Origin of the sequence: Orrella marina (assembly GCF_003058465.1) — a bacterium.
Taxonomy (GTDB): domain Bacteria; phylum Pseudomonadota; class Gammaproteobacteria; order Burkholderiales; family Burkholderiaceae_B; genus Algicoccus; species Algicoccus marinus.
The window spans coordinates 2,425,611-2,443,471 of sequence record NZ_CP028901.1 but is presented as its reverse complement, the minus strand read 5'-3'; the positions used below and the strand labels follow the sequence as shown (position 1 = coordinate 2,443,471).

Here is a 17,861-nt window from a genome sequence, read left to right as displayed (position 1 = left end):
GGTTGCGTCGCGATATGTGCAGTAGCAGGTCAGACCATCCCATCTTCGGCGCACTCTCCTCTGCTGGTGGCTGGCTTTTGTCGTAACTCCGGCGTGAGTGCTAAGCAACGAAACTCATTCTATTTTTCTGATGATCCAGGTATCCGCCTGCTCTGGCTGAGTATGGGAGCCAGGCAAGTCAGTTCTGCTCAGCCTTGGTAGTAAGGTCGAGTCGTACATCTGGTACGTTAGTTTACCGACCTGAAAATTCACTAAAGTTCGTTCTCGCACCAAGGCGGGACTTCGCGTGCCCTCTGTCTGGCGCGTTGAACTCTGCGCTACAACAGGACGTCTGCGATTGAGCCAACGCAAGCTCAGGATCCATCAGACAGTTCACGGTCGGTAACCCCGCGCGAACGAAAATGCAGGGGATTCAGTCCTGTAGCACGATCGTACAAGCGTGGTGAACTAATAAAAAACCCTCCGCAAACAGGTGAGTGTCCGCGAAGGGTGCTGATTTCAATCAAGAATGTTTCTCAGTCTGTTTTTCTTGCGTCTTTCGCAAAGTCACCAGCGAACACTTCTACCAGTTGCTCCGGTTTGATGTACTTGCGAAGCGCTGTATTGACGTCATCCAGTGTAAGTGCCTTGATCTTGTCATCAAATGCCTGGGACCATTCGAAGGTCCGGTTGGTGGTGAGGTAGCTCATCCATGTGTTGGTGAGAACACTATCTCTGGATCGTGCCAGCGCTCTCTGGTTGAGCATTGCCTGGACAGCGGTCTTGAGCTCCTCCTCAGTAAATCCATCCCGGATTGCGCCTTCCAGAACCTCCTGGAAGGCCTTTGTCAGACGAGCGCGATTCTCCGGGGCGTAGATCGCATAGACTTGCCAGTCGGCGTTTGACTCAAAAGCCGATGCGCTAAAGGATGATCCTACGCCGTACGAGAGCCCATCTGTTTCGCGGATACGCATCCAGAGTCTGGAGCTTCCCTGATCACCGATCAGGTAGTTGACCAGAACCATGGCCGGATAGTCTGGATCGGTATCCTGCATCGGAATCGGAAGCTTTGCAAGGAAAATGGCATTGGCCTTGTCCGGCGTTTCCAGGACGATCTGATCGGGCTTGAGTTCGACGAACGGGTCACCCACACGAGTGTATTCCGGTGCCTTTTTCCAGTCAGAAAGTTCTTCTTTGATGACTCGCTCGATCGTTTCCGGATCGAATGATCCGACAACGGCCATGGTGATCGCGCCATTGCCATAAAAGCTTTCATGGAAGTCGACCAAATCCTGACGCTTGAGGCTTCTGTATAGATCAATCGATTCCTCAAACGTGGGCACATATCTCAAATCATCGCTTGGCCATGGATTGCCGTAGCGTGCGAGAGTGTTACCGGCAATCGCGTTGGGCTCGGTCATGGCTGCCTGGGTCTGTGTAATGGCCCGATTGATAAATTCTTCAAACTGATCTTCCGGAAAGGACGGTTTTTTGAGCACATGCAAGGCAAGCCTGATCGCCTCTGGCAGCGTCCCCTTCCGACCTGAGAGATCAATCCGAACTCCGGTTCCTCCTCCGTCAAAGGAGACTTCGGTTTCAAGTTCGTTGAAGCGGTCTCGTATCTGCTCCCGATTCAGCTGTTGTGTTCCGTAGTCGAGCAGAGCGGCGGTTACTGACGAGATGGTTGCCTTGCCTTTGAGGGCTTCAGCGTTGCCAAACCGCACCTCGATCGATGCATCGACCCGGTCACCGCGACTTTCTTTGGGCAGCAGTGCAACTTTGATCGCGCCGCTAGGCAGATTGAGAACCTTGCGTTGCGTCATCGCATCGATATTCGCAGGAGATGGGTCAAATGAGCCAACCAGGCTGTCCACTCGTTCTGTTTCGTATCCTTCGAGCAGGGCCTGCAAGTCAACTGGCTCAAATGCAGGCGCGCGAACGGGTTTGTCGGTCGGTATATAAATGCCCTCAGTCCTGTTGGCTTGCAGGAAATAGGTTTCGGCTGCCTTTTGCACCTCTTCGAGAGTGGTTTGCTGAATCTGATCGCGGTGCTTGAAAAACATGCGCCAGTCACCCTGGGCAATGGGATCCGAAAGCACAATACCCACGCGTGTCATGTCGCTATAAGTCTGGTTCCAGTTATTGAGCCATGAGGCCTTGGCGCGTTTGAGCTCCTCTTCGGTGAAGGGGTTTCCCCGGATGTTCTCAACAGTTGAGTTCATCACCGAAAGTGCCTTTTCAGTATCCTGATCGACTCCGATGGAAGCGAGGAACAATGCGGTGCTCGGATCGGCAGCATCCCATGCGCCAGAGCCGACACTGACGGCCAGTTCTGTGGTCACCAGTGCCTTGTACAGACGTCCCGACGGGGTGTCGCCTAGAATGTTTGTGGCCAGTTCCACGGCCGCGAAGTCGGGGTGGGTGGCGGCAGGGATATGGTAGACGGACAGTGCGACCGGTGTTCCACCATTGCGTCTCAGGGTTATCCGTCGCTCACCGTCCTGAACAGGTTCGACAGTGTACTGTCTCGGTAGAGTCCGGTCGGGCCTGGGTATGCCACTGAATGCATCCGCGATCGTCACCAGGGTTCGCTGCGGGTCGAATTTGCCAGCAACGGTCAGGACAGCATTGTCCGGCTGATAGTAAAGCCGGTAGAAGTCCCTGAGTTGTTCGATGTCAACTTCTTCCACATCAGACCGGGCACCGATTGTGGTTTTACCGTAGTTGTGCCACTGGTATGCTGCGCTGCGAGTCTTGTCGATGAGCGTACGAACAGGATTGTTCTCACTGCGCTCCATTTCGTTTCTCACCACCGTCATCTCGGAATCCAGATCTTCACGCAGGATCAGCGAATTGACCATTGCATCGGCCTGCCAGCGGATGTACCAGTCCAGCACTTCCGGGTTGTAGGCGAATGTCGCGAAGTAGTTAGTCCGGTCGGCACTGGTTGTGCCATTAAATTGCAGGCCGCGTTTTGAGAACTCCGCCATGGCGTTGCGGACGGTCGGGGTGCCCTTGAAGATCATGTGCTCGAGCAGATGAGCCATGCCTGTCTGCCCGTAGTTTTCGTGCCTGGAGCCGACCAGATAGGTTACGTTGACCGACACTGATGGGCTTGATGCATCGGGGGCCAGCAGAATGGTCAGCCCATTGGCGTCCAGCTTGTATTCAGTGATGCCCTCGAGATGGCGAACTTCCCGCACACCTTCGGGGAGCGGGGAGGCAAGGGCGGCGAATGCAGCCAGAAAATACAGAACAGTAAAACTTATCCATCTCAGGCTGTAAGTTCGGTAAGTGTCAGACATGAAACATTCCCAGTACGTAAGACGTGACGGTAAAAAGAGCTGTAAGTCGAGACTGAAGCATAGATTGGAACGCAATGGACCCAGGAAGGTTCCATCATTCGAAGCAGGGTATTCCTGTTTGGTTTAGTTACAACCTGAATCGGGCCCAAGAAAAAAGGAGCGTGACCGCTCCCTGTTGTAACGCACTCCGGACTCGATATAAGGATTATTTTGACAGCAATCGCATCGCTTGTTCAATGCCGGACACGGTGACCGGGTACATTTTGTCCTGCACGATGTTCTTGATCAAGGTGGTGGACTGCCTGTACTGCCAGGACGCCTGGGGTTCAGGGTTGAGCCAGACTGACTTTGGCCAGGCGTGAATCATCCGCTTGAGCCATTCCGCGCCTGGTTCCTTGTTGTAATGTTCGACAGAGCCTCCTGGCTGCAGGATTTCATACGGGCTCATGGCTGCGTCACCTACAAAGATGAGGCGCCAGTCGGCGTTGAATTTTCTCAAGATGTCCCAAGTCTCGAACCGCTCCATCTGGCGTCGGCGATTGGACTTCCAGAGATACTCGTACGGACAGTTATGGAAATAGTAGACTTCCAGGTTCCTGAACTCGCTGCGCGCTGCCGAGAACAGCTCCTCAACCCGGGCGATGTGGTCGTCCATGCTGCCCCAGCGTCAAGCAGCATCAGAACCTTGACATTGTTATGCCTCTCCGGAACCATCTTGATGTCAAGATAACCCGCGTTGCGGGCAGTCCGGCGAATGGTATCGTCCAGGTCCAGTTCCATTTCAGCACCTTCTCTGGCGAAGCGTCTCAGACGTCGCAAGGCAACCTTGAAATTGCGGGTACCGAGTTCGAGCTGGTCATCGTAGTCGCGAAATTGTCGCTCGTCCCAGACTTTGACTCCCGTCCTGTTGCCAGCAGACTTTCCACCAATCCGGATACCTTCCGGATGGTAGCCGCTGTTGCCAAACGGAGAGGATCCACCGGTCCCGATCCATCGGTTACCGCCGGAATGACGCTCCTTTTGCTCGTTCAGACGCTCCTGCAGCAGCTCCATCAGCTTGTCCCAGCCGTGTTTCTCGATTTCTGCCTTCTGTTCGGGTGTGAGTCGTCGTTCAACTTCCTTGACGAGCCAGTCTAGCGGTATCTGCTTTCCGGGTAGTTTTACCTGCATGGAGCGGTAATAAGAGCCGAACGCCTTGTCAAAACGATCAAAGAGTGCCTCATCTTTGACCAGGGTGAGCCTGGCCAGGTAGTAAAACTGCTCAAGCGAAGGCACCATCAAAGGTTCCCGTAGCGCCTCAAGTAGTGCCAGGTACTCTTTGACACTGACTTTTAGCTTTTCGGAACGAAGGTGGTAGAAGAAGTCAACGAGCATAACGAGCCATCAGATAGTTCAGGTGTGCCTTGATCTCAGGCCATTCACCAGCAGTGACGCTGTACATCACCGTGTCCCGGATCGTGCCATCACGACGCAATGCGTGGCCGCGCAACACTCCATCTCGCTTTGCACCCAGTCGCTCGATGGCGCGCTGGGATGCAAAGTTGAAGTTGTCAGTCCGCCAGCCAACGACTCTGGCGCCAAGGGTTTCGAATGCGTGGGTCATCAGCATCAACTTGCAGGATGTGTTCACGGATGAGCGTTGCCAACTGGCACCATACCAGGTGTACCCGATTTCAAGCCTGGCAACGGGTGTGATGATGTCGTGGTACCGCGTGCTGCCGATGACAGTGTTCGTTGGAACATGAATCACAGCAAAAGGCAGCATGTGACCATCTGCCAGACCTTTGAGCGCATCGCGAATGTACTGCTCTGCATTCCTGGGTTCCGGAACTGATGTCACACGCAGATTCCAGAGTTCACCGTCCATCGCTGCTGTCTCGAGACCAGCGGTGTGCAGGGTGTCCAGCGGCTCAAGCCGAATGTCTCCAAGCGTGAGCGTGCAGGGTTGGGGAGGAGTGCGAAATGTCGTCATGGCGCGCGGCGTGTTGAGTTGCGTGTGACGGCTGCAAGACGCTCGAGCAGTTGCACGTCCTGCTCGTTTTTGAGCAGTGCGCCCGCAAGAATGGGTACCGATGTAGCATTATGGGCCTCGACTTCTTCTGCACTGATGTCCTCTGCAATCAGCAACCGCAACCAGTCCAGAAACTCGGAGGTGGAGGGCTTTTTCTTGAGACCGGGCGCCTCGCGCAGGGCAAAAAATGCATCGAGTGCCGCCCTGAGTACGTCCGCGTGCAAGTCCGGAAAGTGGACCGCAACAATATCCTTGAGTGTATCGCGGTCAGGGAAGCGGATATAGTGAAAGAAACAACGGCGCAGGAATGCGTCTGGAAGATCCTTCTCGTTGTTGGACGTAATAATCACGAGCGGACGGTGTATGGCCTTGATGGTCTGGCGCGTCTCGTAGACATGGAACTCCATCTGGTCCAGTTCGCGTAACAGATCGTTCGGGAACTCGATGTCTGCTTTGTCGATCTCGTCGATCAGCAACACGGTCGGGGTCTCGGAGCTGAACGCCTGCCACAGCACGCCCTTGATAATATAGTTGTGTATGTCCTTGACGCGCTCATCGCCGAGCTGGGAGTCCCTCAAGCGGGAGACAGCGTCATACTCATACAAACCCTGGTGTGCCTTGGTGGTCGACTTGATGTGCCACTGCAAAAGAGGCCGTCCCAGCGCGCTCGCGACTTCTTCAGCCAGCATGGTCTTTCCCGTGCCGGGCTCGCCCTTTATCAATAACGGCCTTTGCAGGGCAAGGGCTGCGTTGACGGCGAGTTTCAGATCATCGGTGGTGACGTAACGGTCGGATCCCTCAAATCGGTGAGATTGCTGCGCTGTATTCTGCTCGGTCATATATATGGTGTCCTGTCCTGTAATCTAGTAAATATTGCCGCTTGCATATGTACTCAGCAATTATCGTACAATGCGGCAGACCTGCTGCAGCAAATCCGTGGAGTATCGCTGCAGGTTTTGTTACTAGATAATTGAAGAGCCTACACTCATGACGTCGTTCTCTGCAAAAGCATCTGCGCCGCTCCGTCGGACTCTCTCTAGCGTGTCACTGGCGTTTCTGGCCTGTGCCTTTGGAGGTACTGCCGTCGCTGCCGACGAAATCAAGGGCAGCGCTGAGGCAGCACGTGAAAAAGTCTCCATGTGCATCGGCTGTCATGGTATCCCCGGGTACCGGGCCAGCTTCCCGGAGGTGTACTCCGTTCCGATGATTGCCGGGCAGAATCAGGAATACCTGGTTGTGGCACTCAAGGCGTATGCATCGGGAGAGCGCACTCATCCGACGATGGATGCCATTTCCAAGAGTCTGTCAGAGCAGGACATTGCTGACCTGGCAGCCTATTACTCCAATCTGAAGTAAGCGAAAACGACCATGAAATTCATTGCGACCGGTGTTTTGGTAATCGCAGGCGCGTTTTCTGCGTCTCAGGCAGGAGCTGCTGATCTCGCAGCAGGCAAAGCCGTTTGGGATAAGCTCAACTGTGCTTCCTGTCATGGCGCCGATGCGACCAAGTCGATTGATCCGTCTTATCCAATTCTGGCTGGCCAGCACGCTGATTATCTGGCGCATGCTCTGACAGCCTATCAGCGTGGTGCGAAAGGATTGCCGGCTTCTGCCAATACCCGCAACAACGCGATCATGGCAGCATTTGCCACGCAGTTGACCAAAGAGGACATTCAGAACGTCTCTGCATGGCTCTCTTCTCTGCCAGGCCCGCTGGCTGTTCGCAGATAATCCAGTTCCTGAAAGCGTCAGTCAAGGCCAGTGCTTCTGTTCAAGGTTGAGCACGGCCTTCCGACGAGGCGGTGATATGGTGTGCAGGAACAGTCGCGCTGGTTCTGGTATTGCAGTGTAGGTTTTCTGTCAGGAAGCTCGTCGCAATATCAGGTCAACATATGTGTCGTTATCCAGTGGCTTTCCCAGACGCTGTGATTCCCAGACGACCTGCCCGAGGCATTCCATGATTTCGTGTGCCGCCTCGTGATCATCCAGGCGACTTGCGAGTTTCTGATGTGCCTGACGAATTCCAGGCGGATGATCAATGGAGATCTGCTCTGCGATTGCAAGATGCATGGACAGATGAAGAAACGGATTGGTTCGACCCTGTTCGACCGGAAACTCCCGGTTCAGAGCATCAGGGTCTTCCATGTCTTCATGGTATTCAGGATGCATGGCCACCAGATTGGCTGCCATGCTTTCCAGTGGCGTCATAATCTGGCTGTCTTTACGTTTTTTCCAGGCTTCAATAAAGAATGTTCTGACCTGGTCTCTGCTGGGATCAAACACGTCGGTAACCGTTAGTTGTAATGCAAGCTAAAATACTGGGTTAGGTCAACCCCCATTTCCGGAGGCTTCATGTCATACCAGCACATCAAAGTGCCCGCTGAGGGCAGCAAAATCACCGTCAACGCGGACTATTCGCTCAACGTTCCTGATCAGCCGATCATCCCTTATATCGAGGGTGATGGCACCGGCATGGATATTACCCCGGTCATGCTGAAGGTTGTGGACGCTGCTGTTGCGAAAGCTTACGGTGGCAAGCGCAAGATCCATTGGATGGAAGTCTACGCTGGTGAGAAGTCAACTAAAGTATACGGCCCGGATGTGTGGCTGCCAGAGGAAACCCTTGATGCAGTCAAGGACTACGTTGTGTCGATCAAGGGTCCTCTGACGACTCCGGTTGGTGGTGGCATCCGCTCGCTCAACGTTGCGTTGCGCCAGCAACTCGACCTGTATGTCTGCCTGCGCCCCGTGCGTTACTTCAAAGGTGTTCCCTCACCGTTGCGTGAGCCCGAGAAGACCAACATGGTCATCTTCCGTGAGAACTCGGAAGACATCTACGCCGGTATCGAATTTGAAGCTGAATCAGAGCAGGCCAAGGCCCTGATCGAGTTCCTGCAGACCAAGCTCAACGTTAACAAGATCCGCTTCCCGAACACTTCCGGTATTGGTGTCAAGCCAGTGTCCCGTGAGGGAACCGAGCGCCTGGTTCGCAAGGCGATTCAGTATGCAATCGACAATGATCGTGCATCGGTTACGCTGGTTCACAAGGGCAACATCATGAAGTTCACCGAAGGTGGCTTCCGTGACTGGGGCTACGCGCTTGCGCAAAAGGAGTTTGGTGCACAGCTGATCGACGGCGGACCATGGAGCAAGTTCACGAACCCCAAAACGGGCCGTGAAATCATCGTCAAGGATTCGATCGCCGATGCGTTCCTTCAGCAGATCCTTCTGCGTCCAGCTGAGTACGATGTCATTGCGACGCTGAATCTGAACGGTGACTATGTTTCTGACGCGCTTGCTGCTCAGGTCGGCGGTATCGGTATCGCTCCGGGTGCCAACTTGTCCGACTCTGTTGCAATGTTTGAAGCAACTCACGGTACTGCGCCAAAGTACGCTGGCAAGGATTACGTCAACCCAGGCTCCGAGATTCTGTCAGCTGAAATGATGCTGCGTCACATGGGCTGGATTGAAGCTGCAGATTTGATCATCTCCAGCATGGAGAAGTCGATTTTGTCCAAAAACGTGACATATGACTTTGCACGTTTGCTCGAAGGTGCGAACCAGGTTTCGTGCTCGGGGTTCGGTCAGGTCATGATTGACCACATGTAATCATGTTTCGAACTGATTGACTGTAGTCGGAAATAGAGCCCCGCTTTCTCAGGAACGTGGGGTTTTTTATTTATGCGCCCAGCATGGGCGCATACTTGCGGGTGAAAGTCCCGCTGCGAGCTCGTCACAGTGAGCAAAGTGAAGCGCAACAGCGCAAAGCCGCTCACCGGTGTTCTACTGATTGCGTACTTTGACCGGCTGGGTCTACCCCGACTCTCATGACCTCAGCTTCTCGAACCGCCCGGTTCGGACCCGCATGCCGGGTGGTGTGGCAGGGGTGTAGCCTATGGGCTATCTCCTATGCCGATTGATCACAGTTGGTCATGAGGTCCTCCGTCCGTGTGCCCCGTTTGGGGGCGTGAGCTGCGAACCGGTTCAACTGGCGCCAGGCAGCAAATCAACTTGATAAATGTATGATTTGCACAAACTTAGGGCATTCCCGGATGTGATTCTGACGTTGGTAGTGCATACTGTCGACATGCAGGTGGGGAGACAAATCTGCAAGGTAAGACTGGCGGCATCGGTCAAATCCAAGCTGAATCGATGATAAAAACAATCGATCTGCGAAGCGGCTGGCACAGTGTGTCAGCCGCTTGCGCTTCTGGGGTAGGTCTATGTCTCTAGGTCACTCAAATCAATCGGAGCCGTCAGTTTACTGGCGAAAAATTTCCGTGCTGACGCTAGCATTGGGGTTGGCGTGGCTTTTAGTCTCGCTGCTGCCGCTCTTCCTGGTTGCCATCCCGCATAGCTGGTCCATCCTTGGCTGGCCTTTCGCCTACGCAGTCGTTGCGTTCGCAGTACCACTGGCTTATCTCGCAATCATTGCGGTGTACGCTCTGTGTGCACGGCGAGCGGACCGCGACGCGCGCAAGGTTGAGCCCATCAAGCCGTCGGAGCGACAGGCTTGAGCGACAGTCAACACTATCAGACCTGGCGAGCAGGGCTTATTCGAGCATATGCTTTCTATGCGTTTGGCTTCATTGTTCTGATTGGAGTGCTGGCGGCTTTCGAGACGCTCGGGCTGGCAAGAGAGTGGATAGGCTACATCTTCCTGCTGGTCACTGTTCTCATGTACGCGACGATCGGAATTGTTTGCAGAACATCAGACCCTGTTGAGTATTACGTCGCCGGTCGACGAGTCCCGGCAGTATTCAATGGCATGGCCACTGCAGCTGACTGGATGTCAGTTGCCTCCTTCATCGGTGTTGCAGGTTCGCTTTATTTTGCGGGATATGAGGGGCTTGCCTATATCCTGGGGTGGACAGGAGGCTATGTGTTGCTGGCCTTGTTCATAGCACCGTACCTACGCAAGTTCGGGCATTATACCGTTCCTGATTTTCTTGGTGCGCGTTATGAAGGAGATCTTCCCAGGTTGATTGGCGTGCTTTGCACTCTTGCCTGTTCCTTCACGTATCTGGTCGCGCAGATCTATGGGGTAGGGCTCATTACGACACGTCTGACAGGAATCACCTTCGAGCTCGGTGTTTTCATTGCGTTGGGCAGCATGCTCATTTGTTCCTTTCTGGGCGGTATGCGTGCCGTGACGTGGACACAGGTCGGGCAGTACATCATTCTGGTTCTGGCTTATCTAGTGCCTGTCGTCTGGTTATCGATCAGTGAGACCGGTAAGGTTGTTCCCCACGTAGGCGCCGGACAGCTGATGCCAGAGTTGATCGAGAAGCAGAACCAGATCAACAATGACTCATCGGAAATGTCGCTGCGTGCTTACTGGGGCTCCCAGGAACAGTTGATGCAGATGCGGCTTGATGCGTTGCCAGAGTCATGGCAGGCGGAGCGAGAGAACCTGCGACTTCATCTGGTCAGGGCACGTGCCAGCGACGCGCCTATGCTGGAGATCAGACGGCTTGAGCGATCTCTTGCAAACTACCCGGAAACCTCCAAGGCGGCTCTGGAGCAATGGTCAACACAACGAGACATGTATGCGTCAAGGGCGGCCGCACCAAAGGCTGACCACCTTCCGTTTGATTACGATGATCCAGAAAAGGCAGTACAGGCTAGAAACAACTTCCTGGCGCTACTGGTTTGTCTGATGCTGGGGACTGCGGGTTTGCCGCACATTCTTGCGCGCTCTCTGACAACCCAGTCTGTGTCCGCGACACGTCAATCAGTTTTTTGGTCACTGCTTTTCATTCTCGTCCTGTATCTGACCGCGCCTGCGCTGGCGGTTCTGGTCAAGAATCAGATTTATCAGAACGTGGTTGGACTGTCATATTCAGGTTTGCCGGACTGGATCAGTGCCTGGGGAGCGCTGGATCGCTCACTGATCGATCTGGTGGACTTGAACGGCGACGGGATTGTCCAGTTGGGCGAGATTCATCTGGGTACTGACATGGTTGTGCTAGCTGGCCCTGAAATTGGTGGTATGCCGGTGGTCCTCTCAGGGCTGGTTGCTGCCGGTGCGATGGCAGCCGCACTCTCCACAGCGGATGGTTTGCTACTCACCATCTCCAATGCGTTGTCGCATGACACCAGTTTCCGGATCGTGTCGCCAGCCATGAACAGCACTCGTCAGGTCATCATGTCCAAGGTCTTTCTGCTGGGAGTGGCCTTCGCTGCTGCATGGGTTGCAACGCGCACGCCTGCTGACATCATATTCATGGTGACCGCTGCCTTCTCGTTTGCAGCAGCGAGCTTTTTCCCTGCACTTGTTTTAGGTATTTTCTGGAAGCGAACAAATTACTGGGGAGTTTCGACGGGCATGCTTGCCGGGATCGCCATGACCTTCTACTACATGGCACTGACGCAGCCTTGGTTACGTGAAATTTGCTTCGATGTGCCGCGCAGTGCCCCGGTTGACCTATGGTTCGGGATTCAGCCTAATGCTGCCGGGCTGTTCGGCATTCCCCTGGCTTTCGCGGTGATGTTCGTCATCTCTTTGTTAACGCCAGCACCTGGTCAGCGCGCGTCAGCCATGGTCGACTTTCTGAGGCGGCCTGAGTAGTACCAGGACCGCGCCTTCTCCACCATTAGCTGAGTCTGGCGAGACGTAGCCCAGTACCTCGGGCATCTGACTGAGCCAGTGACGTGTCTGCAATCTCAGGATGGAAACACCCGCCGAAGATCCAAACCCCTGACCGTGAATGATACGAATCCGCCTGTAATTGAGCAAACAACACTGCTTGATGAATTGTGCAAGTTCGTTGCGAGCCTGGTCGACAGTCATGCCGTGCAGGTCAAGTGTGGCGCGGATTGAACGGACATCTTTGCGCAGTCTGCGCAAAACGTCACTTGATACCCCGTTGGCGCGATGAAATGCATTTGAGGGAGACTCGGGGTCATATTGAAAGTCTGAAAGCGGCGCGTCGCGCGGATGCTGATCAGCGCTTGCATTGGTTCTGCGCCTTTGAACACTTTCAGGAACCGGGCGGGCAGCATGGGTAACGCGCTCAGCATTTCTGAGCGGCGTCACATCACGCATCGCCTGCCGGAATAGTTCCATGTCGTCCGGCTCCTGCTTTTTGCTCACCGCTAGCTCTGCCAGCCTAGTCTTGCTGGTTCTCCAGCCAGCGCTGTGCATCGAGCGCGGCCATGCAGCCCGTTCCTGCGCTGGTGATGGCCTGTCGGTAGACGTGATCCTGTACATCACCTGCAGCGAAAACACCCTCGACCGAGGTCATAGTAGCAAGACCCTGGAGTCCGCTGCGCGTCACGATATAACCGTTCTCCATCTTCACCTGCCCTTCAAAAATGCCGGTGTTTGGCTGATGGCCGATTGCAATGAAGACGCCATGGACTGTCAGTTCGAGCGGGTCCTCGCCTTTCGTGCTGCGCAGACGTACGCCAGTCACGCCGGAATCATCACCAATTACCTCTTCAAGTTCGCGGTGTAATGCGAGTTTGACATTGCCTGATTCGGCTTTCTCCAGGAGCTTGTCGATCATGATCGGCTCGGCACGGAACTTGTCACGGCGGTGAACCACAGTTACTGTCTTGCAGATGTTGGACAGGTATAGTGCTTCTTCGACCGCAGTATTGCCGCCTCCGACGACGACGACATCCTGGCCTTTATAGAAAAAGCCATCGCAGGTGGCGCAACCTGAGACTCCTCGCCCCATGAATGCCTCTTCGGAGGGTAGACCAAGGTACTTGGCTGATGCGCCGGTTGCAATCACGAGCGCATCACACGTGTACGATGTGCCACCATCGCCTTGCAGTCGGAATGGCCGCTGGGTCAGATCAACTGAGCTGATGTGATCGAAAATGATTTCGGTCTCGAAGCGTTCTGCGTGCGCCTGAAAGCGCTGCATCAGTTCGGGGCCCTGCACACCCTGGGGGTCAGCGGGCCAGTTGTCGACCTCGGTGGTGGTCATTAGCTGACCGCCCTGGGCCATCCCGGTGATGACCGTTGGCTTCAGGTTTGCTCTCGCGGCGTAAACTGCTGCACTATATCCTGCTGGGCCTGAGCCGAGGATCAGGACTTTGGAGTGATGTGTTTCCGACATTTGATTGATCCTTGAATACTTACGATCTTATTATAATGTTCAGTATGTCAAAAGCGAACATTGCCGAGCCAAAGGCCGGCAGAACAGCAAAAAGCTCGCGCAATGTGCGAAATGGGCCCTCCCCGCTACAGACCAAGCTGCTTGGTTTGGTGCGAGAGGCGAGGTGGGTGCTGTTCGCGCTTCTTGCGGTCTGGCTTGCACTTGTGCTGGCAACCTGGAATCCTATGGATCCAGGTTGGTCACACGCGTCTGGCCAGTCTGTGCAGTACAACCGGGGTGGATTTTTTGGGGCTTATATTGCCGATATCCTGCTCTATCTCTTTGGCTATTCCTCCTGGTTGCTGGTTTTGCTTCTGATACACCGCGTGTTTGCGGGTTATCGGCGTCTGGTGAGGCATTTTTCTGTCGAGAAGTCTCAGGAACTGGAAAGGGTTCGCTGGGAACACGGGATCGGCTTTTTCATGCTGGTAGCGGGCTCCCTGGGCCTTGAAGCATTGAGACTCGGATCCTATGGGTTGGACTTGCCGGGACGTACGGAGTTTTCCAGTGGCGCGGGCGGGGTCCTTGGCTACGCGTGGGCGCAACTGTTGTCCCACACAGTAGGGTTTACTGGCAGCACACTGATTCTGATCGTTCTGATTGCTTTTGGTGCTAGCCTGTTTTTTGGGTTCTCCTGGGGGGCTGTTTGCGAGGCGATCGGCACCTGGCTCGAAAAAATCGTGATGGGTGTGCGTAATGCCTATGTCGCCCGGCAGGACCGGCGAGTGGGTGCGGTTGCCAAGGCGCAGCGCCGTGTTCAGGTGGAAGCCAAGCACGAGCAGATTGTTCATGAGCAGCCAGTTCGTATCGAGCCTGCTGTGTCCACCGTCAAAAAGTCCGAGCGGGTCATCAGGGAGAAGCAGCAGACTCTGTTCACCGAGCCAGGCGATGGCAGTCTGCCGGAGATTGGCCTGCTTGATCCGGCCCAGGACTTGATCGAGACCGTCTCGCCTGAGACCATCGAGTTCACTTCGCGGCTGATCGAAAAGAAGCTCTCGGACTTTGGTGTGCAGGTCACCGTCGTGGCGGCCCAGGCTGGGCCTGTGATCACCCGATATGAGATCGAGCCTGCAACCGGGGTCAAAGGCAGTCAGGTAGTCAATCTGGCCAAGGATCTTGCCCGCGCACTCAGCCTGGTCAGTATCCGTGTGGTCGAGACGATCCCCGGCAAGAACCTGATGGGGCTCGAGTTGCCAAACCCGAAACGCCAGATGGTACGCCTGTCCGAAATTTTGGGGTCCCAGACCTATCATTCCAGCAACTCGGTTCTCACCATGGCTCTGGGCAAGGACATTGCCGGCAACCCGGTGGTGGCCGATCTGGCCAAAATGCCGCACTTGCTGGTGGCAGGGACAACCGGATCGGGCAAGTCGGTCGGAATCAACGCAATGATCTTGTCATTACTGTACAAGGCGGACGCGTCTCACACGCGCTTGATACTGATTGATCCCAAGATGCTGGAGATGAGTGTTTATGAAGGGATACCGCACCTGCTCGCGCCAGTTGTGACTGACATGCGTCACGCGGCAAACGCCCTGAACTGGTGCGTTGCCGAGATGGAAAAGCGTTACCGCCTGATGAGCAAGATGGGGGTGCGTAATCTGGCTGGGTTCAATGCCAAAATCCGTGAAGCCAAGAAACAGGGTGAGTCGATTCCCAATCCCTTCTCACTGACGCCAGACGCGCCAGAGCCACTGGGAGAGTTGCCAATGATCGTTGTGGTGATTGACGAGTTGGCTGATCTGATGATGGTGGTCGGCAAGAAGATCGAGGAGCTGATTGCGCGTCTTGCTCAAAAGGCGCGTGCTGCCGGCATTCATCTGATTCTCGCGACTCAGCGTCCAAGTGTGGATGTGATTACCGGTCTGATCAAGGCAAACATCCCGACGAGGATCGCATTTCAGGTTTCATCGCGCATTGATTCGAGAACCATTCTTGATCAAATGGGAGCAGAAACGCTGCTAGGCCAGGGGGATATGCTGTATATGCCGCCTGGTACGGGGCTCCCGGTTCGTGTTCATGGTGCTTTTGTATCAGATGACGAGGTTCACCGGGTGGTTGAGGCGCTCAAGAAGGATGGTGAGCCCGACTACGTCGAAGGTCTCCTTGAGGGAGCTGTCGAAGGAGATTCAGGTGATGGTGCGAGCAGTGTGACAGGATTTAGCGATTCGGAGTCCGATCCACTTTATGATCAGGCAGTCAGTGTGGTGCTCAAGCATCGCCGTGCTTCGATCTCACTGGTCCAGCGTCACTTGCGAATCGGATACAACCGGGCTGCGAGGCTACTTGAGCAGATGGAACAGTCCGGTCTGGTTTCAGCGATGCAGTCCAATGGGAATCGAGAGATTCTTGCGCCCGCGGGTCCTCAGGATGAATAATATGTTCAGGAAGTACTTGAAAAACCTCGTATATGTTGTCTCGTTCTGGGGAGCGACCGTCTCGATGGCCGTGGCCAATCCGGCTGCCGACCAGTTCCGCCAGTTCGTCGAGGCCTTTTCTGCTGCCACGGGTCAGTTCGAGCAGTACACGGTCACCGGGCAGGGCCAGACAACCAGAGCACAGAGTGGCTCTTTCGCATTTGAGCGGCCGGGCAAGTTTCGCTGGGATGTCGAGCAACCCTATGCGCAACTGGTCGTCTCGGATGGTCGCTCTGTGTTCCAGTATGACCCGGATCTGCGCCAGGCGACAGTGCGGCCAGTTGACCAGTCCATCGGCAGTTCGCCAGCGGCCATTCTGTTCGGTGACGTTGCGCTTGATGACGCGTTCAACATTGAGGCACTACCGGAGCAGGACGGCATGGAGTGGTTGAGAGCGATACCTGAACAACCTGATTCGGGATTGAATCAGGTGGATATCGGAATGTTCGAGGGCAAGCCAGCGCGTTTGTTACTTCGAGATTCTTTTGGGCAGACAACGCGTATCGATCTGTCTCGCATTCGGGCCCAGTCGAGTTTTTCGTCTGACACCTTCGAGTTCTCACCGCCCACTGGCACCGACGTGGTGCGGGTGCAGTAAGGTTGATGCCAGATTTTCCGGTAGATGACGCTCTGCGCGGTTCACTTTATTCCGGGCGCTTGCCATGACAGACTTATTTACCCGCGACCCTACTCCTCCGCTTGCTGAGGCACTACGCCCGACTCACCTGGACGAGGTGATCGGACAGTCCCATCTGTTGGGTCCGGGCAAACCGCTACGGCTCGCGTTTCAGTCCGGTCAACCGCATTCCATGATTTTTTGGGGGCCACCGGGTGTTGGTAAAACTACGCTGGCGCGCCTGACTGCCACAGCTTTCGATGCCGAGTTCATTGCATTGTCGGCGGTTTTTTCAGGGGTCAAGGATATCCGGGCGGCCATGGAGCAGGCCCAGCGGCATCTGGAACGGGATAAACACACCATACTTTTTGTTGACGAAATTCATCGGTTCAACAAATCTCAGCAAGACGCGTTGTTGCCGTATGCCGAGTCCGGCCTGGTCACTTTCATTGGTGCCACGACCGAGAATCCTTCGTTTGAAGTGAATTCTGCTTTGTTGTCGCGCGCTCAGGTTTACGTGCTGAAGTCCTTGACGGATGAGGAACTCAGGCAGCTACTGGATCGGGCGCGCCAGAAATCAATGCCTGACCTTGCGTTTGAAGAACTAGCGATCAGTACGCTTATCGGATACGCAGACGGTGATGCGAGACGCCTGTTGAATCTGCTCGAACAGTGCAAGACCGCTGCAGGTGCGGCGGGCGTCACCAGAGTGGACGCTGACTTTATCCGGAGTGCGATGTCTCTTAGCACCCGTCGATTCGACAAGGGGGGAGACAATTTTTACGACCAGATTTCGGCCTTGCACAAGTCAGTGCGAGGTTCCAGTCCGGATGCGTCACTTTACTGGTTATGTCGCATGCTTGATGGCGGGGCCGATCCTGGATATCTTGCCAGACGAATTGTGCGCATGGCCTGGGAAGATATCGGGCTTGCGGATCCGAGGGCCTTGCAGATTGCCAACGATGCTGCGACTACCTACGAGAGGCTGGGTAGCCCAGAAGGCGAGCTCGCACTTGCTCAGGCTGTTCTGTACCTGGCAATTGCCGCTAAAAGCAATGCCGGTTACATGGCTTACAACCAGGCCAAAGCGTTTGTCCGCTCTGACAAGACGAGAGAAGTCCCTGTTCATTTGCGCAACGCGCCCACAAAACTGATGAAATCTCTCGGCTACGGCAAGGAATATCGATACGCACATGATGAGCCGAACGGGTACGCAGCCGGAGAGACCTACCTTCCTGACGGCATGGACGAGCCTGGCTGGTATCGCCCCGTTGACAGGGGGCTTGAGACTAAAATCGCAGACAAACTCGCCCGATTGCGTGAACTTGATGACGTGACACGACATGCCGGGTCGAAGCCAGTGAGCGACACGAATCGTAAATAAGGGCTCTTGTGCAGACCCCTTGGTTCGAACAGCCTTCA

14 protein-coding genes and 1 pseudogene are annotated in these 17,861 nt (G+C 54.9%); 8 read left to right on the top strand and 7 right to left on the bottom strand.

Annotation, left to right across the window (positions count from 1 at the left end; genetic code table 11):
- Nucleotides 1-515: 515 nt before the first annotated feature.
- The 4 genes and pseudogenes from DBV39_RS11105 to DBV39_RS11090 form a co-directional block, all read right to left on the bottom strand.
- Nucleotides 516-3,284, bottom strand: coding sequence for a M16 family metallopeptidase (locus DBV39_RS11105; RefSeq protein WP_108621580.1), 2,769 nt, complete (start codon nt 3,282-3,284; stop codon nt 516-518).
- A gap of 205 nt (nt 3,285-3,489) precedes the next feature.
- Nucleotides 3,490-4,658 (bottom strand): annotated as a pseudogene (locus tag DBV39_RS11100) (vWA domain-containing protein).
- Complete coding sequence (locus DBV39_RS11095; protein WP_108621579.1) at nt 4,648-5,256, bottom strand: GNAT family N-acetyltransferase; 609 nt, start codon at nt 5,254-5,256, stop codon at nt 4,648-4,650. Before DBV39_RS11095 ends, DBV39_RS11100 begins: the two are co-directional and overlap by 11 nt.
- Nucleotides 5,253-6,134 carry an AAA family ATPase gene (locus tag DBV39_RS11090; RefSeq protein ID WP_108621578.1) on the bottom strand — a complete coding sequence of 294 codons (882 nt, stop codon included), beginning with the start codon at nt 6,132-6,134 and terminating at the stop codon, nt 5,253-5,255. The genes DBV39_RS11095 and DBV39_RS11090 overlap by 4 nt, the downstream gene beginning before the upstream one ends.
- Nucleotides 6,135-6,282: 148 nt before the next feature.
- On the opposite strand from DBV39_RS11090, the gene DBV39_RS11085 reads away from it, so the two are divergent.
- Both DBV39_RS11085 and DBV39_RS11080 read left to right on the top strand, forming a co-directional pair.
- Nucleotides 6,283-6,651, top strand: coding sequence for a c-type cytochrome (locus tag DBV39_RS11085; protein ID WP_227870594.1), 369 nt, complete (start codon nt 6,283-6,285; stop codon nt 6,649-6,651).
- Nucleotides 6,652-6,663: 12 nt separating this feature from the next.
- On the top strand, nt 6,664-7,026 hold the full coding sequence (locus tag DBV39_RS11080; RefSeq protein WP_108621577.1) for a c-type cytochrome: 363 nt from the start codon (nt 6,664-6,666) through the stop codon (nt 7,024-7,026).
- A 129-nt stretch (nt 7,027-7,155) separates the two neighbouring features.
- On the opposite strand, the gene DBV39_RS11075 is transcribed toward DBV39_RS11080, so the two are convergent.
- On the bottom strand, nt 7,156-7,578 hold the full coding sequence (locus DBV39_RS11075; protein ID WP_108621576.1) for a DUF1841 family protein: 423 nt from the start codon (nt 7,576-7,578) through the stop codon (nt 7,156-7,158).
- A gap of 69 nt (nt 7,579-7,647) precedes the next feature.
- On the opposite strand from DBV39_RS11075, the gene icd reads away from it, so the two are divergent.
- From icd to DBV39_RS11060, 3 genes are all read left to right on the top strand, one after another.
- A complete protein-coding gene (gene icd, locus DBV39_RS11070; protein ID WP_108621575.1) occupies nt 7,648-8,904 on the top strand; it encodes an NADP-dependent isocitrate dehydrogenase in 1,257 nt (418 codons plus the stop codon).
- 671 nt (nt 8,905-9,575) lie between these two features.
- A complete protein-coding gene (locus DBV39_RS11065; protein WP_159078911.1) occupies nt 9,576-9,812 on the top strand; it encodes a sodium/substrate symporter small subunit in 237 nt (78 codons plus the stop codon).
- Complete coding sequence (locus DBV39_RS11060) at nt 9,809-11,866, top strand: sodium:solute symporter family protein (protein WP_108621573.1); 2,058 nt, start codon at nt 9,809-9,811, stop codon at nt 11,864-11,866. Before DBV39_RS11065 ends, DBV39_RS11060 begins: the two co-directional genes overlap by 4 nt.
- On the opposite strand, the gene DBV39_RS11055 is transcribed toward DBV39_RS11060, so the two are convergent.
- Nucleotides 11,831-12,364, bottom strand: a complete 534-nt coding sequence (locus DBV39_RS11055; RefSeq protein WP_159078910.1) for a Smr/MutS family protein — start codon at nt 12,362-12,364, stop codon at nt 11,831-11,833. The genes DBV39_RS11060 and DBV39_RS11055 overlap by 36 nt on opposite strands.
- 43 nt (nt 12,365-12,407) lie before the next feature.
- A complete protein-coding gene (gene trxB, locus DBV39_RS11050; RefSeq protein WP_108621571.1) occupies nt 12,408-13,367 on the bottom strand; it encodes a thioredoxin-disulfide reductase in 960 nt (319 codons plus the stop codon).
- A gap of 44 nt (nt 13,368-13,411) precedes the next feature.
- Between trxB and DBV39_RS11045 the strand changes: the two genes are divergently transcribed.
- The 3 genes from DBV39_RS11045 (at nt 13,412) to DBV39_RS11035 (ending at nt 17,823) form a co-directional block, all read left to right on the top strand.
- A complete protein-coding gene (locus DBV39_RS11045) occupies nt 13,412-15,784 on the top strand; it encodes a DNA translocase FtsK (RefSeq protein ID WP_407669185.1) in 2,373 nt (790 codons plus the stop codon).
- Between the two features lie 16 nt (nt 15,785-15,800).
- Entirely contained in the window at nt 15,801-16,421 is a 621-nt protein-coding gene (gene lolA, locus DBV39_RS11040; RefSeq protein ID WP_227870593.1) for an outer membrane lipoprotein chaperone LolA, read from the top strand.
- Between the two features lie 64 nt (nt 16,422-16,485).
- Complete coding sequence (locus tag DBV39_RS11035) at nt 16,486-17,823, top strand: replication-associated recombination protein A (protein WP_108621568.1); 1,338 nt, start codon at nt 16,486-16,488, stop codon at nt 17,821-17,823.
- The last annotated feature ends 38 nt before the right edge of the window (nt 17,824-17,861 follow it).

Excerpts from the sequence above, each read along its gene's own strand:
- DBV39_RS11105 (WP_108621580.1), bottom strand. The coding sequence starts at position 3,284 with ATGTCTGACACTTACCGAACTTACAGCCTGAGATGGATAAGTTTTACT.
- DBV39_RS11095 (WP_108621579.1), bottom strand. The coding sequence starts at position 5,256 with ATGACGACATTTCGCACTCCTCCCCAACCCTGCACGCTCACGCTTGGA.
- DBV39_RS11090 (WP_108621578.1), bottom strand. The coding sequence starts at position 6,134 with ATGACCGAGCAGAATACAGCGCAGCAATCTCACCGATTTGAGGGATCC.
- DBV39_RS11085 (WP_227870594.1), top strand. The coding sequence starts at position 6,283 with ATGACGTCGTTCTCTGCAAAAGCATCTGCGCCGCTCCGTCGGACTCTC.
- DBV39_RS11080 (WP_108621577.1), top strand. The coding sequence starts at position 6,664 with ATGAAATTCATTGCGACCGGTGTTTTGGTAATCGCAGGCGCGTTTTCT.
- icd (WP_108621575.1), top strand. The coding sequence starts at position 7,648 with ATGTCATACCAGCACATCAAAGTGCCCGCTGAGGGCAGCAAAATCACC.
- DBV39_RS11055 (WP_159078910.1), bottom strand. The coding sequence starts at position 12,364 with ATGGAACTATTCCGGCAGGCGATGCGTGATGTGACGCCGCTCAGAAAT.
- trxB (WP_108621571.1), bottom strand. The coding sequence starts at position 13,367 with ATGTCGGAAACACATCACTCCAAAGTCCTGATCCTCGGCTCAGGCCCA.
- DBV39_RS11045 (WP_407669185.1), top strand. The coding sequence starts at position 13,412 with ATGTCAAAAGCGAACATTGCCGAGCCAAAGGCCGGCAGAACAGCAAAA.
- DBV39_RS11035 (WP_108621568.1), top strand. The coding sequence starts at position 16,486 with ATGACAGACTTATTTACCCGCGACCCTACTCCTCCGCTTGCTGAGGCA.